Origin of the sequence: Hymenobacter nitidus (genome assembly GCF_020447315.1) — a bacterium.
GTDB classification, from domain to species: Bacteria; Bacteroidota; Bacteroidia; order Cytophagales; family Hymenobacteraceae; genus Hymenobacter; species Hymenobacter nitidus.
Window position 1 is genome coordinate 480,542 of sequence record NZ_JAJADQ010000003.1, and the last position, 17,379, is coordinate 497,920.

General features: G+C 60.6%; 16 protein-coding genes. 10 read left to right on the top strand and 6 right to left on the bottom strand.

Annotated features, from left to right (window positions below):
- Positions 1–9 precede the first annotated feature (9 nt).
- Positions 10–582: a GNAT family N-acetyltransferase gene (locus tag LGH70_RS08090; RefSeq protein WP_226184609.1), complete on the bottom strand. Its 573-nt coding sequence runs from the start codon at positions 580–582 to the stop codon at positions 10–12.
- Positions 583–898: 316 nt separating this feature from the next.
- Here LGH70_RS08090 and LGH70_RS08095 point away from each other — a divergent pair, with 316 nt between their 5' ends.
- Complete coding sequence (locus LGH70_RS08095; RefSeq protein ID WP_226184611.1) at positions 899–2,557, top strand: M28 family peptidase; 1,659 nt, start codon at positions 899–901, stop codon at positions 2,555–2,557.
- Positions 2,558–2,639: 82 nt separating this feature from the next.
- On the opposite strand, the gene LGH70_RS08100 is transcribed toward LGH70_RS08095, so the two are convergent.
- Positions 2,640–2,882: a hypothetical protein gene (locus LGH70_RS08100; RefSeq protein WP_226184613.1), complete on the bottom strand. Its 243-nt coding sequence runs from the start codon at positions 2,880–2,882 to the stop codon at positions 2,640–2,642.
- A gap of 133 nt (positions 2,883–3,015) precedes the next feature.
- Between LGH70_RS08100 and LGH70_RS08105 the strand changes: the two genes are divergently transcribed.
- Complete coding sequence (locus LGH70_RS08105) at positions 3,016–4,362, top strand: YfcC family protein (RefSeq protein WP_226184701.1); 1,347 nt, start codon at positions 3,016–3,018, stop codon at positions 4,360–4,362.
- A 272-nt stretch (positions 4,363–4,634) separates the two neighbouring features.
- Here LGH70_RS08105 and LGH70_RS08110 read toward each other — a convergent pair whose 3' ends face one another.
- Together LGH70_RS08110 and LGH70_RS08115 are read right to left on the bottom strand one after the other, a co-directional pair.
- The gene (locus LGH70_RS08110; RefSeq protein WP_226184615.1) at positions 4,635–5,036 is read right to left on the bottom strand and encodes a DUF6960 family protein; all 402 of its coding nucleotides are present in this window, start codon (positions 5,034–5,036) and stop codon (positions 4,635–4,637) included.
- Between the two features lie 138 nt (positions 5,037–5,174).
- Complete coding sequence (locus tag LGH70_RS08115; RefSeq protein WP_226184617.1) at positions 5,175–5,882, bottom strand: hypothetical protein; 708 nt, start codon at positions 5,880–5,882, stop codon at positions 5,175–5,177.
- A gap of 174 nt (positions 5,883–6,056) precedes the next feature.
- On the opposite strand from LGH70_RS08115, the gene LGH70_RS08120 reads away from it, so the two are divergent.
- Positions 6,057–7,871: an alpha-amylase family glycosyl hydrolase gene (locus LGH70_RS08120; protein WP_226184619.1), complete on the top strand. Its 1,815-nt coding sequence runs from the start codon at positions 6,057–6,059 to the stop codon at positions 7,869–7,871.
- A gap of 191 nt (positions 7,872–8,062) precedes the next feature.
- A complete protein-coding gene (locus LGH70_RS08125) occupies positions 8,063–9,907 on the top strand; it encodes a glycosyltransferase (RefSeq protein ID WP_226184621.1) in 1,845 nt (614 codons plus the stop codon).
- 102 nt (positions 9,908–10,009) lie between these two features.
- Here the strand turns inward: LGH70_RS08125 and LGH70_RS08130 are convergent, their stop codons facing one another.
- Positions 10,010–11,044: a fasciclin domain-containing protein gene (locus LGH70_RS08130; RefSeq protein ID WP_226184623.1), complete on the bottom strand. Its 1,035-nt coding sequence runs from the start codon at positions 11,042–11,044 to the stop codon at positions 10,010–10,012.
- A 359-nt stretch (positions 11,045–11,403) separates the two neighbouring features.
- On the opposite strand from LGH70_RS08130, the gene LGH70_RS08135 reads away from it, so the two are divergent.
- The 6 genes from LGH70_RS08135 (at position 11,404) to trpS (ending at position 16,260) form a co-directional block, all read left to right on the top strand.
- Positions 11,404–12,240 (top strand): DUF4198 domain-containing protein, encoded by an 837-nt coding sequence (locus tag LGH70_RS08135; protein WP_226184632.1) that lies wholly within the window; start codon positions 11,404–11,406, stop codon positions 12,238–12,240.
- 99 nt (positions 12,241–12,339) lie between these two features.
- Positions 12,340–12,714, top strand: coding sequence for an STAS domain-containing protein (locus LGH70_RS08140; protein ID WP_045687338.1), 375 nt, complete (start codon positions 12,340–12,342; stop codon positions 12,712–12,714).
- Positions 12,715–12,859: 145 nt separating this feature from the next.
- On the top strand, positions 12,860–13,765 hold the full coding sequence (locus LGH70_RS08145; protein ID WP_262905266.1) for a ribonuclease Z: 906 nt from the start codon (positions 12,860–12,862) through the stop codon (positions 13,763–13,765).
- 77 nt (positions 13,766–13,842) lie between these two features.
- A complete protein-coding gene (locus tag LGH70_RS08150) occupies positions 13,843–14,589 on the top strand; it encodes a queuosine precursor transporter (RefSeq protein ID WP_226184634.1) in 747 nt (248 codons plus the stop codon).
- A gap of 28 nt (positions 14,590–14,617) precedes the next feature.
- On the top strand, positions 14,618–15,259 hold the full coding sequence (locus tag LGH70_RS08155; protein ID WP_226184636.1) for a hypothetical protein: 642 nt from the start codon (positions 14,618–14,620) through the stop codon (positions 15,257–15,259).
- A gap of 20 nt (positions 15,260–15,279) precedes the next feature.
- On the top strand, positions 15,280–16,260 hold the full coding sequence (trpS, locus tag LGH70_RS08160; protein ID WP_226184638.1) for a tryptophan--tRNA ligase: 981 nt from the start codon (positions 15,280–15,282) through the stop codon (positions 16,258–16,260).
- 229 nt (positions 16,261–16,489) lie between these two features.
- On the opposite strand, the gene LGH70_RS08165 is transcribed toward trpS, so the two are convergent.
- Positions 16,490–17,353, bottom strand: a complete 864-nt coding sequence (locus tag LGH70_RS08165) for a hypothetical protein (RefSeq protein ID WP_226184640.1) — start codon at positions 17,351–17,353, stop codon at positions 16,490–16,492.
- Positions 17,354–17,379: the final 26 nt, after the last annotated feature.

Genomic DNA, 17,379 nt, shown 5'->3' on the forward strand with positions numbered 1-17,379 from the left:
CGGACGCAACTACGCCAGCGTGGCCTGCGGCTTGGGCGACTTGTGCTTGCCGTACAGCTTTTCCCACTCGGCTTCCAGCATGCTCATTTCCGTCAGGCTCCAGTATGAGCCGTTGAAGTAGAGACTGTCGCGCGAGGTGCCTTCCACCATCATACCAGCCTTGGTGTAGCAGCCGATGGCACCCTTGTTGAAGTCGTACACGCCCAGGTCGATGCGGTGCAGGCCCAGCTGTTCGAAGCCAATTTTGAGGATGGCCTTGATCATGCCCTGGCACACGCCGCGGCCCCGCTCCTGGGTGTTGCCCACCAGCACCCGGCTGATGCGGGCCGAGCGGTTTTTGCGGCTGATGCCGCCCAGCGAAATATGGCCTACCACCTCGTTGGTTTTGTTATCGACGGCTTTGTAGACGAAGGCATCCGAGGTAAGCGGGTCGTTGGTATCCTCGATGTACCAGGCCAGGCTGTCTTCCGTCAGGGGAAACGAAAACAACGAGCCCGACCAGCTCATCAGTAACTCCTCATCTTTAATCCACTCAATCAGTTGTTTGAAATCGGCTTGGGTGAATGGCTCCAGTCTGATCATAAATAGCTCGGGTTTGAATTTTTCGAAGAAGTAGGTAACCGGCAAAGCCGAGCTTAGCCGGCGAGGCACCACCTCCGCCAGAGCTGACAAACCAGAAGGATTTAGGGCGTAGTCCGCAGCGGGCCTACCAGGCCGCAAGTTACGCATTTCGGCCCTGCTCAGCCGTATACGCAGCCCTCAGTCGGCCGCCTTTTCGCGCATTCCGGAAAAATTTCCGACGCACGCAGCCTTTCCCTCGTTGAATACTCTTTTTGGTGGTGCTGCCCGCAGGCGTTGCCTTCTGGGTAACAGCATTTTTCCGTTCTGAATTCTACCTATGGCATTAATTTCTTCGCGCGCGGCGCTGCTGGCTTTCAGCGGCTTGCTGCTGGCCGGGCACTCCACGCGGGCCCAGGACCTTACCCTCGACAAAAAAGTGGCCCGGAGCCTGCAAAAAGTGCAGCCCAACGACCTGAAAGCCCATATCCAGTACCTGGCCGACGACCGGCTGCTGGGCCGCCGCCCCGGCACACCCGGCTACCAGCTGGCTGTCGACTACGTGACTACGCAGCTGAAAAGTCTGGGCGTGGAACCCGCCGGCGACGAGGCGGGCAGCTTCGTGCAGCGCGTGCGGCTGCGGCGCGCCTTCAGCAACCCGGCCACCACTTCCCTGATCCTGCGCCCGGGCACCGAAGCGCCGGTGCCGCTGGCGGCGGGCAAGGAATTCGTGCTCTACCCCAACCCGGAAACGCCCAGCGTAGCCCTCGACGCGCCCCTGGTGTTTGCCGGCTACGGCATCAGCGCCCCCGAGCTGCAGTACGACGACTACGCGGGCCTTGATGTGCAGGGCAAAATCGTGGTGGTGGTGCGCGGGGCGCCCCAGTCCTTTTCCTCAACAGTAGCGGCCGCCAGCCAGGACGTGCTGGCCATTTTGCAGAACGCGGCCCGTCACGGCGCCGTGGGGGTGCTGCTGGCCTCGCGCAGCGCCACGGCACCCCTGCCCAGCTTCCGGCAGGGCGTGTTCAGTGTGCTGGATGCTGGGGGCAGCGTGGTGGCCTCGCGCTCCTTCGCGCCCGGTATCAAGGTGCTGGGAGCTGTCAGCGCCGCCACGTTCCAAACCCTGCTGCGCACGGCTGCCGCCGACACGGGCGCGGTGTACCCGGCGCTGCGGGCCGGCAAGCCGGCTTCGGTGGCTTTGCGCGGGGCGGCTAAGCTCACCAATATTTCGACTTACCAGGAAGTAGACAGCTACAACGTGGTGGGCAAACTGACGGGCTCGGCAGCCGGCCTGCGCGACGAGTACGTGGTGCACAGCGCCCACCTCGACCACCTGGGCGTGGGGGCGGCGGTGAAAGGCGACTCCATCTACAACGGCGCCCACGATAATGCCTCGGGAGTAGCCAGCGTGCTGGAAATTGCGCGCCTGTATACCCAATTGGCCGAAAAGCCCAAACGCTCGGTGCTGTTTGTGCTGCAAACCGGCGAGGAGCTGGGCCTGCTGGGCTCGGCCTACTTTGCGGCCCGGCCCACGGTGCCCAAGGAGAAAATCGTGGCCGACATCAACACCGACATGCCCACCATTATTGCGCCCCTACTGTCGGTAGTGGCCCTGGGTGCCCAGCACTCTACCCTGGCCGAGCCCGTGAACAAGGCGGCAGCTTACCTGAAGCTGACCGTGGAAGCCGACCCTGAGCCCGAGCAGAACCGCTTTATCCGCTCCGACCAGTACAGCTTCGTGCTGCAGGGAATTCCGGCCCTGCACATCAAGTATGGCAACAAAACGGCCGACGGCAAAAACGACCTGCACAAAACCGTGCAGGCCTGGCGCGCCCTCACCTACCACAAGCCCCAGGACGACATGAGCGGCACCTTCGACTTCGAGGCCGGCAAGAAATACGTGCAGCTCAACTTCCTGATTGGCTACCAGGTGGCCCAGGCCCCGCAGCGCCCCACCTGGAACCCCGGCGACTTTTTCGGGACGCGGTTCGGGAAGTAGCACTGAGGTTGAGTAGAACGCCCTTAATAAATATTGTCATCCTGAATCTGCCGGAGGAGAAGCGCAGGCGAAAAAAGCCGCTTCACACCTCCGGCAGCATAATGCTGTCCAGATAGGGCATCAGGTTGTGGGAATCCTGAAACAGGTGAATAAACAGGATGTTCTCCTCGCCGGTACCGCGCCAGATTTCGGCGTAAAAGTCGCCCAGGGCGTAGAGCTGCAGCTCGAAGCTGTCCTGCTGCCGGTCGGACAAAAAGTGCCCGCTCCGGCGCAGAACGTCGGCTTGCTGACCCATCGGCAACTCTTTGAAGGAGACTAGTCGCATACGCAGCAGACACAACCGGCCCTGCCCGATGCGGGTTCCGGCGGCCGGCACTTCCCCGGAAAGTTCGGCAGTAGCTCGCGGATAACTTCTATTTTTCGCGAATTATTGCCGCTCCTCACCCCCGCTTCCCTTGATGAAGACCCTCCGCTTTCCCCACCCGCTCGTGCTTTTGGTCGGGTTTATTTTGCTGGCTATGCTGCTCAGCTACGTGCTGCCCGCCGGCGAGTTTGCCCGCCACGCCGACGCCGCCACCGGCCGCGACGTGGTGGTAGCCGGCTCCTACCACCGCGTGCCGGCCACGCCCGTGTCGGTGGCCCAAGCTATGGTAGCCATTCCCAAAGGCATGGCCGATGCGGCCTCCGTTATCTTTTTCGTGTTTCTGGCCGGCGGCACCTTTACCGTCATCGACCAGACCGGGGCCTTGCACCGCGGCGTCGACTGGCTGCTGGGCAAGCTGCGCGGGCACCAGCTGCTGGTGATTCCGATTATTTCCCTGCTGTTTGCCACCATGGGCGCCCTGGAGAACATGCAGGAGGAAATTATTCCCCTGATTCCGGTGCTGCTGGTGCTGATGCGCCGCCTGGGCTACCCCGTGCTGACGGCGGCGGCTGTGAGCATCGGGGCGGCGGCCGTGGGCGCGGCATTCAGCCCCCTGAACCCGTTTCAGGTGGGCATTGCCCAGAAGCTGGCCCAACTGCCGCTGCTCTCGGGGGCGGGCTTCCGGCTGGTATTTCTGGCCCTGGCCCTGGTTATCTGGATTGGGGGCACCATGCGCTACGCGGCCAAAAATCGGGTGGAGCCCGAGCTGACCACCGACGCCGAAGCTGCTACCAGCGGGGCCGGCCGCCACGGCATCGTGCTGCTGCTGTTGCTGCTCACCTTCGCGGCCTTCACCTACGGCGTGCTCAACCTGGGCTGGGAGTTTGAACAGATGGGCGCGCTGTTTTTCGTGCTGGGCGTGCTGGCCGGCCTTATCGGCGGGCTGGGCCTGAACGGTACTGCTGACGCCTTCATCACCGGCTTCCGCGACCTAGCGTTTTCTGCGTTGCTCATCGGCTTTGCCCGCGCCATTTTCGTGGTGCTGGAGCAGGGTCACATCGTCGATACCATTGTGAACGGCATGTCGGCGCCGCTAGCCCAGCTGCCCGTCACGCTCTCGGCCCTGAGCATGATTGGCGTACATACGGCCCTGCACCTGCCCGTGCCCAGCGTGAGCGGCCAGGCCGTGCTGACCATGCCCATCCTCACCCCGCTCTCCGATTTGCTGGGGCTGCCGCGCCAGGTCACGGTGCTGGCCTACCAGTACGGGGCGGGCCTGTGCGAAATCATTACGCCCACCAACGGCGCCCTGGTAGCCATCGTGGCCGCCTGCGGAGCCCGTTTCGACCAGTGGTGGAAATTCGTGCTGCCGCTCTATCTGGGTCTGCTGTCATTGGCTGCCCTAGCCGTTATTATTGGGGTGGCTATTGGATTGAGCTAATGATTAATATGCTAATGCTCCTCGTATCATGGTGAGGAAGAATGACATTCCGCGCATCCAGCGGCGCCCATCCGTCCACTGAAATGTAGAAAGCCACTTTCACTGAAAAGCCCTTTCCCACGCAAGTAGGAAGGGGCTTTTCAGTGAAAGTGCAGGTCGTGCTACACAACGGACGGAGTAGCTGCGCTGTCCTGCGGGTGTCACGGCTACGCCTCGGCATGACACGAGGAGCCTTAGCACGTTACCCACAGTCGCACATCAGCACACTAATCCTAGCTCAGCCGCAGTTCTTCGGCTTCGAAGACGCGCTTCACTTTGCGCTTTTTCTCGACCAGCTGAAACCGGGCCCGGTGCTGGGCTTCGTCCCAGTACACATCGGAAATCAGGCCGCGGTGGGCCGGGCGGCCGGGCTCGGGGCTGGTTTCCTCCACCAGGTCGCCGAAGCTGAACGGGGGCTTGTCGTGCAGCTCGGTGAACAGCTCGCCACTGACTTTGAACTGCTGCTCGTCGTAGCGCAGCAGAATCCAGTCCTCGGTTTCATCGATTTTCTCGAAGAGCTTGCCCATGGGCTCCAGCCACTCGAAGGTGCGGCGGTTGGCGGGGTGAATGTAGCGGAAGCCGTAATCGGGCGTCCAGGAATAAAGACCGTAGGTGACTGGTTTGGGACGAGCCATGTAAGCGGAATAAAGGCCAAAAACAGAGGTTTGCCGGGCCCGGCACCCGAAAGATAGGCCGGCGTGGGGCAGCTCTTCACAACAACAAAACTCCGCTATTTATTCCCGGCAATCAATTATTGTGGCCCTAAAAACCGACTATTCTGGCTGCTGACCCGCTTTTTCGGCGCCGGCTGCCCCCGCGCCGCGCCCCCGGAAATACGCCACCAGCCGGTCGCGGTGCCGGGGGCCGTCGTGCAGATGAGCAAAGGAAATCTGCTGCCGGGTGCCATCCACGCGGTGCACAATCACATCGGCAGGCCCGGCCGCTTCCAGGGCTGCTACCTCGGCCCACCGGTAGTGAAAGGGCTGACTAAAAATTCCCAACCGCCCACTAAATCCCGCGGCATGCAGGTGCAGGTGGCGCCGCTGCTGAATGCGGCTCAAGTTGAAGGCCAGCCCCATAAACAGGGCGGCCAGCAGAAAATACAGGTAGGGCAGCACGTGAAAGGAGTGCGTGCCGCGGGCCAGGTCGGCCGCGTGGTGGCGGTGCAGAATGTGGTAGCCTTCCAGGCCCAGAATGCCGGCAGCGGCCAGCTCCAGCCACGCAATTGGTTCCTGATGATGCGCGTGTTTCTTCAGCAGCCATAGTTCGCGCCCCAGCAGAAGCAGATAGGCGGCGCCCACGGCAAACTCCAGCATGGTAAGGGTGGTCAGCGGCTCCTGGCCGGCCATGGCCGCCGTGGCGGTAGTGAGCAGCACCAGGGCCGGCACAATGTGCGACAGGGCTTTGCCGCGCTGGCGTCGGGTGTGGCGCCGGTCAAAGAGGGTAATCCGTTCGGAAGCAGCGGCATCGGCAGTATTCATAGGCCCCAAGCACGGTATTTTTTGCTGCCCCCGCAACGGCTGGGTGCCGGTGCGGGCGGAGTTTTCCCGTTCAGATTCAGTGGGTTCACCAGCCGGCTACAACCTCGACACTACTTATTGAGTTAGAAGTCCGTAGCGGCCCGTTTGCTCGGTTGCGTTATCCTACTGCTTCTAATGCCCAACACTGTACTATCCCCCGCCCCCACGCTGCAAGCCGGCATGGGCGCCCTGCCACACCCGGCCGGCACCACTTTCCGGGTGTGGGCTCCCAATGCCGACGCGGTTTCCGTCGTGGGCCCGTTCAACGACTGGGACCCTACTGCCCACCCGCTTGCCCACGAAGCCGACGGCTACTGGGCCGCCGATATTGCCGACCTCAAGCCCGGCACCGAGTATAAATTCTGGCTGCGCAACGGTAAGCAGGAGCTGACCCGCCACGACCCCTACGCCCGTGAAGTCACGCACTCGGCCGGCAACTCGGTGGTGCCTACGCACGATTTTGACTGGGCCGACGACCAGTTTCAGATGCCGGCCTGGAACGAGTTGGTTATCTACGAGCTGCACGTGGGCACCTTCCATGCCCCCGACCCGGCGCGACCCGGTACTTTTTTGGACGTGGTGGAAAAGCTCGACTACCTGCGCGAGCTGGGCATCAACGCCATTGAAATCATGCCGCCCACCGAGTTTCCCGGCGGCCGCAGCTGGGGCTACAACCCCGCCCACCCCTTCGCTCTAGAAACCGACTACGGCGGCCCCCAGGCCTTCAAGGAGCTGGTAAAGCAGGCCCACCGCCACGGCATTGCCGTGATTCTGGACGTGGTCTACAACCATTTCGGGCCCGGCGACCTGGACCTCTGGCAGTTTGACGGCTGGAGCGAAAACGACGGCGGCGGCATCTACTTCTACAACGACTGGCGCGCCGAAACGCCCTGGGGCCACAACCGCCCCGATTACGGCCGCCCGGAAGTGCGCCGCTACATTCGCGACAATGCCCTGATGTGGCTGGAAGACTACCGCGTGGACGGGCTGCGCTGCGACTCCATTTCGCACATTCGCAACGTGGACGGCTCCAGTGACCCCTCGCGCGACCTGCCCGAGGGCTGGAGCCTGATGAAGTGGATCAATGAGGAAATTCAGGAAAAGATGCCCTGGAAAATCACCATTGCGGAGGATTTGCAGGGCAACCCCTACATCACCCGCGCTGCTGAGCACGACGGACAGGGCTTTGCCGCGCAGTGGGACGCGGCTTTCGTGAACATCATCCGCGACGCACTGACCGCACCCCACGACGCCGACCGCCACCTGCCGGCCGTAGCCGAAATCGTGGGCCAGACCTACAACGGCAACGCCTTTGAGCGCATTATCTACACCGAGTCGCACGATGAGGTGGCCAATGGCAAGTCGCGGGTAACGGAGGAAATCATGCCCGGCGATGCGCACAGCTGGTTTCCGAAGAAGCGCGCTACGCTGGGTGCCGCTCTGGTGTTCACGGCGCCCGGCATTCCGATGATGTTTCAGGGCCAGGAAATGCTGGCCGATGGCTACTTTTCCGACGACCAGCCCCTGGAGTGGCAGCACGCCGAGCAGCACGCGGGCCTGGTGCACCTCTACCGCGACCTGATTGCCCTGCGCCGCAATCTGAATGGTCACACCCGCGGCCTGCTGGGCCAGCACACGCAGGTGTTCCACGTCAACGATACCGACAAAATCGTGGCTTTCCGGCGCTGGGACCAGGGCGGAGCCGGGGACGAAACCATCATCCTGGCCAACTTTGCTGACCAGACCCATCCGGCTTACACCATCGGGCTGCCAGCCGGGGGTCACTGGCGGGTGCGCTTCAACAGCGACTGGGCCGGCTACGATGAGGAGTTCGGCAATTTCGAAAGCGTCGACACGCAGTCCGACGAGGGCGAGTACGACGGCCTGCCCTTCCATGCTTCCTTCGGCCTGGCACCCTATTCCGTGCTGATTATCTCCCAGGAAGCCTAGCTAACTGCTAGTTGCTGAACTGCATGTAGCGCGAACTTTATAGGGCGCGTACCAGAACGATGCAGCCCGTGCGGGAGTCGTTGGGGTACGCGAACTACAAAGTTCGCGCTACGGCGTTGGAAACCTCCGAAAAGACAGTTAGAAATGTGCTGAAGGCGTATATCTTGCCAATCCACGCCAAAACCCACCGCATGCAAGTTCCGCTCCCCGTTCCCGAAGCTATTTCCCCCGATGCGCTGCTCGTTGAGGTTGCCTGGGAAGTATGTAATCAGGTTGGCGGCATCTACACCGTAATTCGCTCCAAAGTGCCGGCCACCGTGCTGGGCTGGGACGACCGGTACTGTCTGCTCGGCCCCTACTTTGCCCAGCAGGCCCAGAGCGAGTTTGAGCCCCTGGAAGACTACGCCTTCGAGCAGTTGCCCGCCGACGACCCGTTTGCCAGCGCCGTGCGCCAGATGCGCGCCCAGGGCTACGAGGTGCACTACGGCCACTGGCTCGTGACGGGCAAGCCCCGCGTGGTGCTCATCAACCCCTACCAAGTCTACGACCGGCTGGGCCAGATCAAGGCGGACCTGTGGCACCACCACGGCATTCCGACGCCCGACAACGACGATTTGCTGCACCAGGTGGAGGCTTTTGGGCACCAGGCCAAGCACTTTCTGCAGCTGCTGGCCGGCTCCGTGGTGCCGCCGTTCCGCGTTATTGCCCACTTCCACGAGTGGATGACCGGCGTGGCCATTCCCGACCTACGCCGTGACCAGGTGCCGGTGCACATCGTGTTTACCACGCACGCCACACTGCTGGGCCGCTACCTGGCCATGAACGACCCCAACTTCTACGACCACCTGATGCAGGTGAACTGGGCGGCCGAGGCAGTGCATTTCAACATCGAAACGGCCGTGCGCATCGAGCGGGCGGCGGCGCACGGCTCCCACGTATTTACCACCGTGAGCGAGCTGACCGTGCGCGAGTGCATCTACTTGCTCGACCGGATTCCGGACGCGGTGCTGCCCAACGGCCTGAACATCGAGCGGTTTGTGGCCCTGCACGAGTTTCAGAACCTGCACCAGCTTTACAAGTCCAAGATTCACGAGTTCGTGATGGCGCACTTCTTCCAGAGCTACTCGTTTGATCTGGATAACACGCTGTACCTGTTCACTTCGGGCCGCTACGAGTACCACAACAAGGGCTTCGACCTGACCCTGGAAGCTCTGGCCCGCCTCAACTACCGCCTGCAGCAAAGCGGACTGGAAGGCCAGGTGGTTATGTTTTTTATCACCAAGCGGCCTTTCCACAGCATCAATCCGCAGGTGCTGCAGAACCGGGCCATTCTGGAGGAGGTGCATGAAACCTGCGAGGCCATTGAGCGGCAGGTGGGCGAGCGGCTGTTCTACGCCGCCGCCGCCAGCACCGACCACCGCCTGCCCGACTTGGGCAGCATGGTGGACGACTACTGGAAGCTGCGCTACCGCCGCACGCTGCAAAGCTGGAAAACCACCAACCTGCCCCCCGTCATCACCCACAACCTGGTGGACGATGCTAACGACGACATCCTGAACTTTTTGCGCCGCGCCAATCTGGTGAACAACCAGCACGACCGGGTCAAAATCGTGTACCACCCCGATTTCGTGTCGCCCACCTCGCCCCTGTTCGGCATGGAGTACGGGCAGTTTGTGCGCGGCTGCCACCTGGGCATCTTCCCCAGCTACTACGAGCCCTGGGGCTACACGCCGCTCGAGTGCGTGGCCCGCGGCGTACCGGCCATTACCTCCGACTTGTCGGGCTTCGGCGACTACGTGATGGAAACCGTGCCCGACCACGAAGCCAAAGGCATTTACGTGGTGAAGCGCCAGGAAAAGAGCTTCGAGGAATCGGCGGCGGAGCTGACTGAAATGCTCTGGAACTTCGTGCAGCTCAACCGCCGGGAACGAATCATGCAGCGCAACAACGTGGAAAGCTCGGCCGAGCTCTACGACTGGAAAAACCTGCGCGTGCACTACGACCGGGCCTATACCCTGGCCCTGGAACGGCAATAACAACCCGCTTTCCGGCGGCTCCCGACATCTCACGAAAAAGCCTGGCCCCCACAAAGGGCCAGGCTTTTCACTTACAATCGGCAATACGATTACCGGGGCCTGCTAGGGCTGCAGCACCTGGTCGATGACGTGTACCACGCCGTTGGTGGCCAGAATATTAGCCGCGCTGATATTGGCTGCCGTGCCGGTGCCGCCCCGTACCGTGAAGCCGGTGCCGGCGGCCGCTACCGTCACGTTGCCACCCAGGGTAGCCACGTTGCCAGGCGCCAGATCCGATGAAAATACCCGGCCCGTGCCAATGACGTGGCGGGAGAGAATAGCCGTCAAATTAGCGTCGGACACGGAGCTGAGCGGGGCGCCGTTCAGCAGCGTCCGGAAGGCCGCATCGGTGGGCGCAAACACGGTAACGTTAGCGCCTTGGTTGCCGGCGGCCGTCAGGATAGCGGCGGCGGCTGGGCGCTGCAGGGCTTGCAGCAGCAGCGTAAATTCGGGGGCCGTAGCGCGGGTGGCGCTGGCAGCTACTATTTCCGCAATGGTCTGGCTGGGCGGCATCAACACGTTGTCGATGGCGTGGATGGTGCCGTTGCTGGCTGCCACATCGGGCGTCACCACCCGGGTGCTGCCGTTAATAAATACACCCGTGCCGTTTTTGGTCAGGTACACGCGGTTGTCGTTGATAGCCGTGCCCCCAACCGTGGTAGCGGGCCGGGCCGTGGTGGCGCTGCTGGCTCCGGTGGCAATATCAGCCGCCTTCACGTTGGCGCCCAGTACGTGATAGAGCAGAATACCGCGCAGCTGGCTGATCTGGGCCGCGTCGGTAATGGCCGTAATGTTGGCGGCGGTGTTGAAGGGCGGAGCCAGCTTGGCAAAGGCATCGTTGGTGGGCGCAAACACGGTGAACGGCCCGGCTCCGCTCAGCGTGGCCGCCAGATCAGCCTTGGTAACGGCAGCTACCAGCGCACTGAAGGCCGCATTGCCCTGGGCTACCTGCACGATGTTCTGCGCCGGAGGCGTCACCATAGCATCCTCGTTGTCATCGTCGCTGCAGGAAGCTAGGCTTAGACTCAGGGCGCTGCAGAGCACCAGCAGCAGAGGCCGGAACCAGTTTTTGGCCAAAAAGAAAGGGGCTGTTTTCATTTTGTTGAACTTTTTAGGGTTAAACGTTAAACAAACATACCTCTAACACCAGTATCCCACCCAAATTGTTCTGGATATTGATACTTTTCTGCCGGTACAGCCCCCAGAAAATTTCTCCGGCCGTCTGCCTCTTACCAGGCGGCTGCCTGCTCTGCCGTCTACCGCTACCGTAGCCCGGTTGCAATTCTGACACACCAATCTTTTGCCCGAAAAGCGGCGACGGAGGCCTACCTTTAAACTCGAATTAATACTTATTTACTCATCCGTATTAACTCCCTAAAGGTCCCGTGTTTAAATTAAAAAATGTCGCTTCGGAGCACGTCCTAGCGTCACTATTTTTAATCATTATCTAATTATTTATGCCCGTGTTTCGCCTCCCACAATTACTGATTTTAGCGCTCCTATTCGTTGCCGGAACCGCCGTAGCCCACGAATTCTGGCTGTTGCCGCCCCGTTTTTTTGTCATGCCGGGCGAAAAAATCAACCTGCATGTTTTCGTGGGCGAAAATTTCACTGGCGCCCGTTGGCGGGGCCAGTCCGGCCGGCTCGCCAGCCTGGTGCACTACGCCCCGAATGACACCGTAGACCTTACCCAAACGGCCACCCAGACCGATACGCTGGCCACCAGCGTCGCCCTGATTCAGCCCGGCGTGCACCTACTCAGCTTCAGTACCACGAATTCTTTCGTTGAGTTGGACGCCGCGAAGTTCGATATCTACTTGAAACAAAGCGGGCTGGAGCGCATTTCGGCCCTGCGCCAGCAGCGGGGTGAGGACGGCCAGTCGGCCCGGGAGCTGTATCGGCGCTGCGCCAAAACCCTGATTCAGGTGGGCTCCAGCCGCCTCGACACGGTCGGAACCCACGCCCGGAGCACGGGCCAGCCCCTGGAAATTATTCCCGAGCAGAACCCGTACCAGCTCAAAGCCGGAGCTTCCCTCACCTGCCTGATTTTGTACAAAGGCCAGCCCCTGCCCGCCGCGCTGGTGCAGGTCTGGCAGGGCAGCGCCGGCCAAACTACGCGCATAAGTCAGTTGCACACCAACAAAAACGGCCGCGTGCTGTTTCGCCTTAACAGCCCGGGCAACTACTTGGTAAGTTCGGTGTATATGGAGCCAGCCCCCGACCGTAAAGTGGCCGATTGGCAAAGTACCTGGGCGACGCTGACCTTCGGAATAGCTGGACGAAGCGTGCAATAATTTCTATATTTTCCCTACCTTGAGTGTCTTGCGGAAGCTCTGCACTGGAACATTTTTTTCTTACCTTCGCAACTCTATTAAACTCGAACCACCGACGGCATGAAGTACTCGATTGATAAAAAGGAAACTTACACGATTATCACCATTGACGAGAAGAAGCTCGACACCACAGTAGCTCCGGACCTGAAATCGGAATTCGTGAAGCTGAATGCTGAAGGCATCAATAACCTGATTCTGGATCTGGGCAACGTAAAGTACACCGACTCGTCGGGCCTCAGCTCTATCCTGATTGCCAACCGTCTGTGCAACTCGACCGGCGGCCTGCTGGTGCTCACCGGCCTGCAAGACCACGTCATGAAGCTTATTACCATCTCCAAGCTGGAGTCGGTACTGCACATTCTGCCCACCGTGGAAGAAGGCATCGACCGGATTTTCCTGCACGCCATCGAGCGGGACCTGACCAGCAAAGAGTAGTTTAACTAGAAGCTGTAAGCTGTTGGCGGTTAGCTGTTAGTTTTCTGAACTAGCGACTAACGGCCAGCAGCTTTTTCTTTTTTCTCATCTTTAAAAAGGCGAACGGCCCACCGCTACTAGCTACCAGCTTATTTTGGAGTTTGAGTTGAAAATTCTGGGCAGTGCCTCGGCCACTCCCTTCCTCAATCGGCACCATACCGCGCAGGTGCTGACGGTGGGCAACCAGTCCTACCTGATTGACTGTGGTGAAGGCACCCAGCGCCGGTTGGTGGAGTATAAAGTCCGGCACCAGCGCCTGAACACCATCTTTATTTCCCACCTGCACGGCGACCATTTCTTTGGGCTGTTCGGGCTGCTTTCTACCATGCACCTGCAGGGCCGCACCGAGCCGGTGCAGCTCTTCGGCCCGGCTGGCCTCGACGAGATTCTGACCACGCAGTTTCGCTATTCCCATACCCAGCTCTCGTTCGACCTGCAGTTCACCGCCGTCGACCCCGACCAGCACGCCCTGGTGTATGAGGACCGCCTGCTCACGGTGCATACCCTGCCCATGCGCCACCGCATTCCGTGCTGCGGCTACCTGTTCCGGGAAAAGCCCAAGCGCCGCCACCTCGACAAAAACCGCCTGCCCGAGGGCCTCACGCCCACGCAGCTGGGCCGCTTGGCCCAGGGCGACGACCTGCACGACGAGGCCGGCACCCTGCTGGTGAGCAACACCGACGTGACCACCGAGCCGAACCACTCGCGCAGCTACGCCTTCTGCTCCGATACGCTCTACACCGAAAGCCTGGCCGAACTGGTACGGGGTGTGGACCTGCTCTACCACGAAGCTACTTTCCTGGACGATATGCGCGAGCGGGCCGCTACCACGCACCATTCCACTGCCCGCCAGGCCGGGCTGTTTGCCCGCCAGGCCCAGGCCCGCCACTTGCTTATCGGGCACTTCTCCTCCCGCTACCGCGACCTAGAGCCGCTGCTGCTGGAAGCCCAGACCGTGTTTGAGCCGGTAGAGCTGGCTACGGAGGGTAAGACGGTCAGCATTCCGGAGTAATTTTTAGAGCTAAGGACTGAGAGCTTATAGCTTAGACCTCTTCTCCGTTCTTAGCTCTCACGTCTAAGCTCTTTTCTTTGAACACCTACGCCCACAAGAAAACCCAGCTCTACCTGGTACTGAGCGGTATTTTCATCGTTAATGCCCTGCTGGCCGAAATCATCGGCGTCAAAATCTTCTCCCTGGAGCCCCTTATTGGCCGCCCCGATAACCTGACGGCGGGCGTGCTGATCTGGCCGGTGGTATTCGTCACGACGGACATCATCAATGAGTACTTCGGCAAGGAAGGTGTGCTGCGCGTGAGCTACCTCACCGCCGCTCTCATTTTGTTTGCCTTCCTGGTTATTTATGCCACTACCAAGCTGCCGCCGGCCGCTTTCTGGCTCGATGTGAACAGCAAAGACCCGCAGGGCCAGTCCATCAACATCGACTTTGCCTACCAGATGATTTTCCGGCAGGGTCTGGGCATTATTGCCGGCTCCCTGACGGCCTTTGCCATCGGGCAGGTGCTCGATGCCACCGTGTTTCAGACGCTGCGCCGCGCCACCAAGGGCCGCTTCGTCTGGCTGCGCGCCACCGGCTCCACGCTCGTGTCGCAGCTCGTGGACAGCTTCGTGGTGCTGTTCGTGGCCTTCTACGTGTTCGGCAACTGGAGCTTCGAGCAGGTGCTGGACGTGGCCAACACCAACTACTGGTATAAATTTGCGGCGGCTATTCTGCTCACGCCCGTGCTGTATCTGGCCCACTTCCTGATTGACCGGTACCTGGGCCACGACGAAACGGTGGAATTGCAGCAGGAAGCCGCGGCCGACGTGAGCGTATAATCTTGATTTTTGTAGTTATATCCCGCAAATGCGACTTTTCTACGTGGCCCTCGGGCTGCTGCTACCCCAGCTGGCAGCTGCCCAATTCAACACGTTCCAGCCCGGCTCCTACGTGCTCAGCAGCGACCAGACGGTGCATACGGCCCCCAAGCTCAAGCTTCGGGGCTCCGATGAGCTGGTCGTGAAAAACGCGGCGGGCCAAACGGCTCAGTTCACCCCCAGCGACGTATCCTGGTTTCGGATGGGGCCGCGCAAGTACATTAGCGTGGGCAGCTTCTACGTTTCTGTGGGCCTGGGGGGCGAATCGGTGGAGGAGGCCTTTGTGCAACTGCTCGACAGCGGCAGCGTGCTGCTGCTGCGCTACGAGGCCTCCATGACCCGCCCCATGACCATGAGCCCTGGCGGGGGCATGAATGGCGGGGGTAACGCCACATACAATATCTTCCTGCTGCGCCGGACCACTGAACGAACCCTGAAGCAGATTCCCGGCAACCGCCTGGGCGGCGGCGGAACCAAGTTTCGGGATGCCATCCTGCCTTACCTGGCCCAGCGCCCCGACCTGATTAAGCTCGTAGAAGATAAAACCGTGACCCTGGACAATATTGAGGGCATCATTCACGCGCTGAACACCGGGCAACCCTACGCCATAATTGCCCCATATACCTACTAACTCCGCTTTTCCCTTTTCCAATGTCCCGCATCCTCACCGGCATTCAAAGCACCGGCCGGCCCCATTTGGGCAACCTGCTCGGCGCCATTCTGCCCGCCATCGAGCTGTCGAAAAACGCGGCCAATGAGTCGCTCTACTTCATTGCCGACCTGCACTCCCTGACCACCGTGCGCGACGCCGAGCTGCTGCGCCAGAACACCTACGCCGTAGCCGCCGCCTGGCTGGCCTGCGGCTTCGACACGGAGAAAAACCTGTTTTACCGCCAGTCGGATGTGCCGCAGGTGGCCGAGCTGACGTGGTATCTGTCGTGCTTCACGCCCTACCCCATGCTGGCCAACGCCCACTCGTTCAAGGACAAGTCGGACCGGCTTTCCGACGTGAATGCGGGCCTGTTTACCTACCCCGTGCTCATGGCCGCCGATATTCTGCTCTACGACGCCGACATCGTACCCGTGGGCAAAGACCAGATTCAGCACCTGGAAATTGCCCGCGACATTGCCTCCACCTTCAACAACCGCTACGGCGAAACCTTCGTGCTGCCCCAGGCCCGCGTCGATGCCGAGCTAATGACCATTCCCGGCCTCGACGGGCAGAAGATGAGCAAGAGCTACGGCAACATCATCGACATCTTCGCCGACGACAAAGCCCTGCTCAAAACCATTCGCAGCATCGTCTCGGACAGCACCCCGCTGGAGGAGCCCAAAAATCCCGACGCCGATACCACGTTCAAGCTGTATTCCCTGCTGGCCACGGCCGAGGAAACGGCCGAAATGCGCCTGCGTTACGAGGCCGGTAACTATGGCTACGGCCACGCCAAGAAAGAGCTTTATGAGCTGATTCTGCGCCGTTTTGCCACCGAGCGGGAGCAGTTCAACTTCTATATGAATAACCTGCCCGAAGTAGATAAAAAGCTGGCCGAAGGTGCCCGCAAAGCCCAGGCCTACGGCAGCGAAGTGCTGAACAACGTGCGCGAAAAAGTAGGCTACGGAAGGAGAATGTGAGAAATGTGGCTTATATGCTGATGTGGGCAATGTGGTGGAATGTGCTAAACGCTCGTGTCATGGCCAGCAAAGCGCGGACCTCTGCCTCCTGCGCAGGTCGCCCTGACCTTTTACTAGAAAGCCCTTTACTACCGCGGTAGTAAAGGGCTTTTCACTCTAGAAGGCTCCGCAAATTCTAGAAGACGGGTTGCCTCGGCTCATGCCTCGCCATAACACAAACATTAGCACATTAATACACCAGCCCGTCGACGGAATGGCGCTGCTCGGTGGAGAAGCTGAAGCCGACTTTGCTGCCGCGGCTGACTTGCTGGTTTTCGACTTTCTGCTTGACGGTGATTTTCTGAATGTCCTGCATGGGCGGGGCAATCAGGTCGTTGTTGACGGCCGCAATCATGGCGCTTTCCACGAATAGGCGCATCATGTCGGGCGTAATCAGGTTGTCGGCCATGTCGTTGTCGGGCAGCTCCAGCTGCTGCACGCCCTCCAGGTAGTAGTGGTTTTCGATGTTGATCAACAGGCGGCCCACCAGGTAGCCCGGGTCATTCATGCGCTGGTACTTGATGCTGTCGGCCATGAAATTGTAGGCCATGATGTGCCCGAAAAACCGCCGCCGGAAGTCCGCCTCCACGTATTTCGACGCCATCGGGCCGTAGTCCTCGGCAAAGGTGACGATGTTGGAGTGCATCACAAAAATGAGCAAGTCACCGCTGAACTTGATGTGAAACTCCATGTCGTTCACGGGGCGGTACTCAATCAGCACGTTCGAGTCGACGGGTGTAATCTTGCGGCTCAGCTCCACCACCAGTTCCTGCGACACGAGCCGCAGCATGTCGAAAGCGGCGCGGGTGTTGCGGAAAATAGCCTGCTTGGCAATAGACTTCTGCTGCAGGCCCTCAAAAATCTGGTCGAGACGGTCGGCCGGCGCTTCGGTGGGCGAGCCGGGTGCAGCCGTGGGCAGGTTGTTGGTCGCCGTGGCCCCGGCCTGCGCCTCGACCGGGGGCGTGGCACCGGGCGCCGGCGTCGTGGTTTCGGTCGTGGCTGCTATGTTTTCAATCGTCGGAGGCGTTGCAGAAGGCGGGGTTGTATGGGGCATAAGCAAGGGAAATCGATGGACAAAAG

Excerpts from the sequence above, each read along its gene's own strand:
- LGH70_RS08130 (WP_226184623.1), bottom strand. The coding sequence starts at position 11,044 with ATGAAAACAGCCCCTTTCTTTTTGGCCAAAAACTGGTTCCGGCCTCTG.
- LGH70_RS08115 (WP_226184617.1), bottom strand. The coding sequence starts at position 5,882 with ATGAATACTGCCGATGCCGCTGCTTCCGAACGGATTACCCTCTTTGAC.
- trpS (WP_226184638.1), top strand. The coding sequence starts at position 15,280 with ATGTCCCGCATCCTCACCGGCATTCAAAGCACCGGCCGGCCCCATTTG.
- LGH70_RS08140 (WP_045687338.1), top strand. The coding sequence starts at position 12,340 with ATGAAGTACTCGATTGATAAAAAGGAAACTTACACGATTATCACCATT.
- LGH70_RS08100 (WP_226184613.1), bottom strand. The coding sequence starts at position 2,882 with ATGCGACTAGTCTCCTTCAAAGAGTTGCCGATGGGTCAGCAAGCCGAC.
- LGH70_RS08125 (WP_226184621.1), top strand. The coding sequence starts at position 8,063 with ATGCAAGTTCCGCTCCCCGTTCCCGAAGCTATTTCCCCCGATGCGCTG.
- LGH70_RS08165 (WP_226184640.1), bottom strand. The coding sequence starts at position 17,353 with ATGCCCCATACAACCCCGCCTTCTGCAACGCCTCCGACGATTGAAAAC.
- LGH70_RS08155 (WP_226184636.1), top strand. The coding sequence starts at position 14,618 with ATGCGACTTTTCTACGTGGCCCTCGGGCTGCTGCTACCCCAGCTGGCA.
- LGH70_RS08105 (WP_226184701.1), top strand. The coding sequence starts at position 3,016 with ATGAAGACCCTCCGCTTTCCCCACCCGCTCGTGCTTTTGGTCGGGTTT.
- LGH70_RS08135 (WP_226184632.1), top strand. The coding sequence starts at position 11,404 with ATGCCCGTGTTTCGCCTCCCACAATTACTGATTTTAGCGCTCCTATTC.
- LGH70_RS08120 (WP_226184619.1), top strand. The coding sequence starts at position 6,057 with ATGCCCAACACTGTACTATCCCCCGCCCCCACGCTGCAAGCCGGCATG.
- LGH70_RS08090 (WP_226184609.1), bottom strand. The coding sequence starts at position 582 with ATGATCAGACTGGAGCCATTCACCCAAGCCGATTTCAAACAACTGATT.
- LGH70_RS08110 (WP_226184615.1), bottom strand. The coding sequence starts at position 5,036 with ATGGCTCGTCCCAAACCAGTCACCTACGGTCTTTATTCCTGGACGCCC.
- LGH70_RS08095 (WP_226184611.1), top strand. The coding sequence starts at position 899 with ATGGCATTAATTTCTTCGCGCGCGGCGCTGCTGGCTTTCAGCGGCTTG.